Annotated in this window: 5 protein-coding genes, 1 tRNA gene and 1 pseudogene; 2 read left to right on the forward strand and 5 right to left on the reverse strand. The window is 50.9% G+C overall.

Features of this window, described 5'->3' with window-relative positions:
- Window positions 1–34 precede the first annotated feature (34 nt).
- The 3 genes from J1785_RS04955 to J1785_RS04965 all read right to left on the reverse strand — a co-directional run bounded on the left by J1785_RS04955 (window position 35) and on the right by J1785_RS04965 (window position 2802).
- Window positions 35–110: transfer RNA gene (locus J1785_RS04955), tRNA-Asn, on the reverse strand.
- 143 nt (window positions 111–253) lie between these two features.
- Complete coding sequence (gene mtfA, locus J1785_RS04960) at window positions 254–1030, reverse strand: DgsA anti-repressor MtfA (RefSeq protein ID WP_129952102.1); 777 nt, start codon at window positions 1028–1030, stop codon at window positions 254–256.
- A gap of 248 nt (window positions 1031–1278) precedes the next feature.
- Window positions 1279–2802, reverse strand: a complete 1524-nt coding sequence (locus J1785_RS04965) for an EAL domain-containing protein (RefSeq protein WP_217159074.1) — start codon at window positions 2800–2802, stop codon at window positions 1279–1281.
- A 336-nt stretch (window positions 2803–3138) separates the two neighbouring features.
- Here J1785_RS04965 and J1785_RS04970 point away from each other — a divergent pair, with 336 nt between their 5' ends.
- Window positions 3139–4152, forward strand: a complete 1014-nt coding sequence (locus J1785_RS04970) for an alpha/beta fold hydrolase (RefSeq protein WP_217137813.1) — start codon at window positions 3139–3141, stop codon at window positions 4150–4152.
- 77 nt (window positions 4153–4229) lie between these two features.
- Here the strand turns inward: J1785_RS04970 and J1785_RS04975 are convergent, their stop codons facing one another.
- Window positions 4230–4739 (reverse strand): phenolic acid decarboxylase, encoded by a 510-nt coding sequence (locus J1785_RS04975; RefSeq protein WP_217159088.1) that lies wholly within the window; start codon window positions 4737–4739, stop codon window positions 4230–4232.
- Window positions 4740–4874: 135 nt separating this feature from the next.
- Between J1785_RS04975 and J1785_RS04980 the strand changes: the two genes are divergently transcribed.
- The gene (locus J1785_RS04980) at window positions 4875–5771 is read left to right on the forward strand and encodes a LysR family transcriptional regulator (protein WP_129951026.1); all 897 of its coding nucleotides are present in this window, start codon (window positions 4875–4877) and stop codon (window positions 5769–5771) included.
- A 37-nt stretch (window positions 5772–5808) separates the two neighbouring features.
- Here the strand turns inward: J1785_RS04980 and J1785_RS04985 are convergent.
- Window positions 5809–6801, reverse strand: a pseudogene (locus J1785_RS04985) (phosphoethanolamine transferase); the annotation flags it as partial.
- Between the last annotated feature and the right edge of the window lie 128 nt (window positions 6802–6929).

Below are 6929 nucleotides of genomic sequence, written 5' to 3' on the forward strand. Positions count from 1 at the left end.
TAAGGATTCGCAAAGAGGCATGAAAACAAGAATTTGGCTCCTCTGACTGGACTCGAACCAGTGACATACGGATTAACAGTCCGCCGTTCTACCGACTGAACTACAGAGGAATCGTGTGAACGGGGCGCATAATATCCAGAGGGCTCCGGAGTGTCAACGCTAAATTCGTTAAAAACATCCGACTGCTCAGCAACTAATCAATATGGATGCAAAAGGGCAGGTTAGTACGAAAAAATGTCCTTCAAAACGGGATTTAACAATCGCAACGCTGACCGCGCAGCTGCCTTGCCAGCGGGTCTTGTTGGTAAAAACGGGTAAAATGGCCGTATACCAGCGGAAAACGCTCTGAAAGTAATTCTGGTGCACTGAAGAAATATTCGGATAGCACGGCAAAACATTCGGCAGCATCGGTCGCAGCATAGGCGTCCATGCTGGCAGCGTCTTCACCGACCGTATCGATTTCATCCTGCAGGTTTTGCATCGCGGCGTGTAAATCGTGCTCCCACGACACTACTTCACGCAGCGGGATAGGCGGAATACCACTGACTTCACCGCCGTTGCGCATATCCAGTTTATGCGCTGCTTCGTGGATGATCAGGTTAAAACCCGAGTTGTCGAATGAGTCCTCGATGTCCTGCCAGTTGAGGACAATCGGCCCCTGATCCCAGCTTTGTCCGGCGTGAATTTGTGAACCAGCATGTACCAGCCCGTTTTCATCCTGCCAGGGAGCATCAACCACAAAAGGGGAAGGGTAGAGCAGGATCTCGTGAAAACCGTCGAGCCAGGCGGCGCCCAGTTCCATGACAGGCAGCGCAAACAGCAGCGCGATACGCGCCTGCATCAGCTCCGTCAGGTCAACGCCTTGCAAAGGAACCAGCCGTTTTTGTTGCAACAACTGGCTGGCAACCTGAATCAGACGCAATTTTTCATCTTCGTTCAGGCAAGACAAAAGTGGGATATTCAGCGCATCGTTCCATACGTCTGATTTCTCAATTTTCAGTTCATTCGCTTTCCACGGCCACTTAATCATCATCTTGCTCGCAAAGTGATCAATCGGATTGTCAGCAGTGTTCTCCGCCAGAGTACTCCAATACAAGTAACTTCAACAAGTTAGCTTTGTCACAGGACTGAATCTGTATGGATGTTACACACCAGTGGATTTTTAGCAAAAAGCGCACGCATCTTATAAGACGTAGCTCACGTTATTAGTCTAGTCACAGAGTCACGAAAGTGCCCGCTGCCTGAAGAGGATAGCACCTGCCGCAGGCGGTCTGAGAATCAAAGCCATTTCCCGATAAAAATCTCCGGTGGTACGGGCTTGCCGAAAAAGTAGCCTTGCAGGAATTCAAGCTGGTAGGGCGCGAGATAATTCACCTGCGTCTGGGTTTCAATTCCTTCCGCCACGATGATCATTTGCAGGCGTTTAGCCAGGTCAATCACATTATCGACGATATGTTCGGCCAGCGCATCGGTGCCAATCCGGCCGATGAAGCTCTGATCGATTTTCAGAATATCGATATGGAATTTTTGCAGGTACGCCAGACTGGAATGCCCGGTGCCAAAGTCATCCATTGCGATCAGTACGCCCATCTGGCGCAGCGTGCGAAACAGGCTGTAGGTGATTTCACCCGGTTCGATTAATTCACGCTCGGTCAGTTCGAGTACCAGATTGATCGGGTTCACCTTAAAAGCATCAATAAAAGCTTTGCAGTCTTCAGCCAGTGAGTGGTCTTTGAAATGACTGGCGCAGATATTGAAACCGAAATGGAAATTTTTAGGCAACTGTGCCGCCAGCGGGCCGAACTGCTCACGAACCTGTGCCATGATGAGGCGAGTCATGGGCACAATCAGGCCGCTCTCTTCAGCCAGCGGAATGAACTGATAAGGCGGGATCAGACCTGACTGCGGATGTTGCCAGCGCATCAGGACTTCAGCCCCCGTCACCTGATGGGTAGTGCCGTCCACGACGGGTTGCAAATACGCGATGAACTGTTTTTTCTCCAGCGCTTCTTTCAGGGCAGCTGTCGGGCCGCCCACGCGACCGAGCAGAATATAAGTCATGAACGCGATAAATAAGCTGAGCAGCGGAAATAGCACCAGACTGACGGTTGCGTAATCGAAGACATAACCCCAGTGATCACTTTGGCGGATCACTAAACGTATAGCGTAAGGATAGTGCTGAGAAGTCAGCTCCATGCGTTCGCCGGCCGGCCAGTCTTCACCGCGGTGAATGATGCCGTTGCTGTCCATCCACTGGTCGCCAACCTGTAACGCCAGATAAGCATGGGTACTGAGCAATGACAGAATGTTATGCAGAAAATAGCCATCGACACCGACCAGCACACCGCTGCCGTTAACATCATGACGATAGGCAATAAGGGGGTGATTAGGCGTGACGCTGTTACCGCTCATCAGCATCAGTCTGCCACCCACGAATTTGTCGGTCGAGATAGTGTCAGAGCGCGGGCCAAACAGGGAAGTGCAGTAAATTGTATCCTGGTGATAAAGATTGACCGTACGGACATTGGGCACTTTCGCCACCTGCCAGCGCAGCGCTTGCAGAGTCCTGGCATCACAGGGCATGCCAATCAGATTTTCAACGGCACTGGTTGCAATGGCGGCATTATCCAGCGTCATATCCACCAGCCTCACGGATTGTTGCAAATTTGCGGCGGTATCACGTCGTAATCCCTGAGATGTTTGCCATGAGATTGCCCATGTTCCGAGAGCAGCGACAACAACGAAGGCGAGCAGTGAAACGCATATCCGGACAGAGCGTCGGTTTAACCAATTTAAGGTCAAGGGTAACCACCAGTGAGAGCCTGAGAGCGACGATTCGCCCCGTCAATATAACCTATAACGGTGTTATTCACTGCCACAAGGCAAATAACAAGGCCAATCTGAGAGTGCTGATAATCTCATTTTTAATTCATATTATGAATAGTTATGGATTCAACTGTAATAAGTTTAAATCAAAACCGGCCCCCGGCGGCCAGGATGAGTATTTACCGGACATACCGTTACATTTTGCAAACGAAAGACTGAATCAGCCGGTCTTAAGTGGTTTTTCTGAAGGCGTAAATTTTGTAGCATAGTGTTTTACGCCGTCTGTTCAGTGAACGCCACCAGGACAACCCGATGCTTCCCCGTTTTAAAGTGCTCTTTTATGCGGCTGTTTTATCCTTTTCTTTCTCCGGCTCAATAATGGCGGCAGACGCTCCCGCTTACGGCCCGCAATTGCAGGGATTTGATTATCCGTTCCCGCTGAAGCAATTTTCCTTTAGTTCCCAGGGTGCACCACTGCAAATGGGCTATCTGGACGTTGCCCCTGCCGGGCATAAAAACGGCCAGACTGTGGTGCTGATGCATGGCAAGAATTTCTGTGCCGCAACCTGGGGTGACACTATTTCGGCTCTGGTAAGTCATGGCTATCGGGTTATCGCGCCTGATCAGGTCGGGTTCTGTTCATCGACCAAGCCTTCCCATTACCAGTACAGTTTCCAGCAGTTGGCGACCAACACGCATGAGTTGCTGAAAAACCTTAAAATCAGCAAAGCCGTTATTGTCGGGCATTCGACTGGCGGCATGCTGGCGACACGTTACAGCCTGATGTATGCGCCGGAAGTGTCGAAACTGGTGCTCGTGAACCCGATTGGTCTGGAAGACTGGAAAGCCAAAGGCGTCCCCTATCGTACGGTCGATCAGTGGTATGATCGCGAACTGAAAACCTCAGCGGACAGCATTAAACAGTACGAATTAAAAACGTATTACGTGAATAAATGGAAACCGGAATATGACCGCTGGGTCGATATGCTGGCAGGCCTGAATAACGGTCCGGGGCACAAGCTGGTAGCATGGAACTCAGCGCTGATTTACGACATGATTTTCACTCAGCCGGTCTTTTACGAATTCAAAAATCTCCGCGTACCCACCACCCTGATAATTGGCACGGCTGACACCACAGCCATTGGCAGCGATATTGCCCCGCCTGCGGTGAAAGCCAAAATCGGCCATTACAACGTGCTGGGCAAACAGGTTGCGAAGCTTATTCCGCACGCGAAACTGATCGAGTTTAAAGGCCTTGGACACGCACCGCAGATGGAAGAACCGGAAAAATTCAATGCGACGCTGCTGAAAACGCTGGCACGCTGACGGCCTGTATCCCTGACCTGTTCATAAAAAACCACAGCCCTTACGGACTGTGGTTTTTTATGTCTGTAGTTTAGTGATTAACGCAGATTGTCCGGGAAGTTAGCCGGTAACTCGCTGGCCGGGCAGTCGATCACCCCGTTATTGTCGGCGCCGCAGTCGCGGACGAAAGTTATGGTCGCGAATTCATCAATGACTTCCGTCGGATAAGCCGGGCCGGCATCGCGATATGAATTCATCAGCGGAATATGTTCGTTCTGGAAGCAAACGGTTTTTTCCGGATTGTTCATGATCCAGCGTGGAAAGAAAATCGTGCCGTGGAACACGTTGTCACCCAGGTTGACTATCAGGCTGACATCGGTACCGGTCGGCTCTGTCCAGGAAATTTTGTACACATCAGAAGCCACACGCACGATATAAGCTTGCTGATCTTTCACCCAGCGGTTGCCAACCAGCCCGCTATGAATGCGGTAATCCAGCGTTCCGGCATTTTTCACATAGATTTCATAATTCCAGCCATTGTCATAGGTGTAAACCACGTGTTTGCCGATGAAATTGCTCAGGTCGTGTTTATCAAAGCTGCTCATAATAATTCTCCTTATTAGTGCGCCGTATGTCAGTGCTGTTTCGATAGAGAGAGTACACGCTAAAAAATTGATAAAAAAACGCTCTTTTCTGATAAAAAGCATCTAAAATTCCGATAAATTTCTCCGAAGGAAAAAAGCATGGCACTTCCACGAACCACTCTTGAGCAGTGGGTGGTGTTGCAGACGGTCATTGAACAGGGGAGTTACGCGCAGGCAGCGCGGGTGCTGAACCGCAGCCAGTCTTCTGTCAGTTATGCGCTGAGCGGATTGCAGGAACGGCTTGGCCTGCCGTTGCTGGAAATTCAGGGTCGTAAAGCGACCCTGACCGGGCAGGGACGGGCGTTGCTGACGCAGGCAATGCCGCTTATTTCAGCCTTTTTGCAGCTTGAGCACCGCGCTGCCGGGCTGAAAGGCGGAACACGCACCGAACTGAGCCTGGTGGTCGACAGCGTCTTTCCGAAATACCGGTTGTTTCGCGCGCTTAAAAGTTTTCAACAACAATTTCCCGATACCCGGGTGCACCTGACGGAAATTTTGCGCGGAGAAAGCCTGGAGCAATTAAACGAACGGTCTGCTGATTTATACATCACCACGCTGGCACCGGAAAATGCCATACAGGGACGCTTTCTGCTGGACGTGGATTTTGTCCCGGTGGCGAAAAACGATCATCCGCTGATGAGCCTCGCCGTTCCGCTGACCGCAGAGGACCTGGCACGCTTCCCGCTGATCAGCGTGGCCGACCGGCACTCGCCGCGTAATGAAAATGCACCATCCGGCACCCGTGCCAGCTGGACCTTCACTACTGTCGGGGCCGCGATGGAAGCGATTATGGTGGGCGTAGGATACGGCTGGCTGCCGCTGGAAAGTGTGGAGAAAACGCTGGAGAGCGGTTTGCTTCGCCGTCTTGAATTAACAACCAGAACGGTGCGGCAAACGGCACTGTATATGGTGATGGATAATCAATCTGAGCAGTTCGATAAAACGGTCAGCGCACTGGCAACAAGCATTCTGACAGAGTGCGGTTTGCTGCCATAACATTCTGGCAGCAAACCCTTTCAGCTGCCGGGCGTGACTACTTCTGAGATGGGCGGCAGGCCGCCAGAATATCCAATTGTGGGTCACGTTCTGAAGTCTGTACGTTCATCGCGCTCAGCACGGTGTGGAACAGGTTATCCTGCGAAACGTCTTTGTTCGCAGCATTGGATTTCAGGCATTGCATATCTATTCCCTGCGCTTTGACATAGCCATCAGACAGCCAGAATAGCATCGGCACATGGGTCTGTTGCGCCGGTGCCACGCTGTAAGGCGTACCGTGCAGATACAGGCCATTTTCACCCAAGGATTCACCATGGTCGGAAAGATAAATGACGGCCACATTGTACTTATCCTGATACTGCTTCGCTTTTTCAATCACCTGCGACACCATGTAATCCGTGTAAAGCAGCGTATTATCGTAGGTATTCACCAGTTGTTCTTGTGAACAGTTTTCAATGTCGCTGCGCGGGCAGTCAGGCATGAACTTGCGGAATTCCTGAGGATAGCGTTTGTAATATGTCGGGCCGTGGCTGCCGATCAGATGTAAGCTAATCAGCGTATTTTTGCCGTCAGCCTTGATGTCATCATCAATATTCTGCATCAGTGCCATGTCGTAGCAGGTATCACCATCACAATATTTACCGTCTTTTTGGGTATTAATGGTGACATTCGGCACACGGTCGCAGACCCCTTTACAGCCTTCGTCATTGTCTTTCCAGAATACTGAAACGCCGGCCTTATGCAGAATATCCAGCAAACCTTCACTGTTACGGGCGCGGTTGGCGTCGTAACTGGTGCGTTTCATGTTTGAGAACATGCACGGCACAGAAATTGCCGTTGCCGTACCGCATGACGTCATCTTCGTAAAGTACACCACGTCCGGAATGGCTTGCGTGTACTGATTGGTTGGTTTGGCGTATCCCTCATACGACTGATTTTGCGCCCGTGCTGTTTCCCCGATCACCAGGAACACCAGATTGGGTTTTTGCCCCGGTTGTTGTACCAGTTTTGCATCATTACCAAGAGTCCGGTGACCCGCTCCCCGTATGTGATCCATTCATAATCAGGAATAACCGGCTTCATGTTGGTTGTGTATTCTGGCAACCGGCAGACTTCTCAGCAAATTCTGACGGGGTCATCCAGCCCAGCGCAGAATGG

The sequence above is a fragment of the Rahnella perminowiae genome (assembly GCF_019049755.1).
GTDB lineage: Bacteria > Pseudomonadota > Gammaproteobacteria > Enterobacterales > Enterobacteriaceae > Rahnella > Rahnella perminowiae.

Excerpts from the sequence above, each read along its gene's own strand:
- mtfA (WP_129952102.1), bottom strand. The coding sequence starts at position 1,030 with ATGATTAAGTGGCCGTGGAAAGCGAATGAACTGAAAATTGAGAAATCA.
- J1785_RS04970 (WP_217137813.1), top strand. The coding sequence starts at position 3,139 with ATGCTTCCCCGTTTTAAAGTGCTCTTTTATGCGGCTGTTTTATCCTTT.
- J1785_RS04980 (WP_129951026.1), top strand. The coding sequence starts at position 4,875 with ATGGCACTTCCACGAACCACTCTTGAGCAGTGGGTGGTGTTGCAGACG.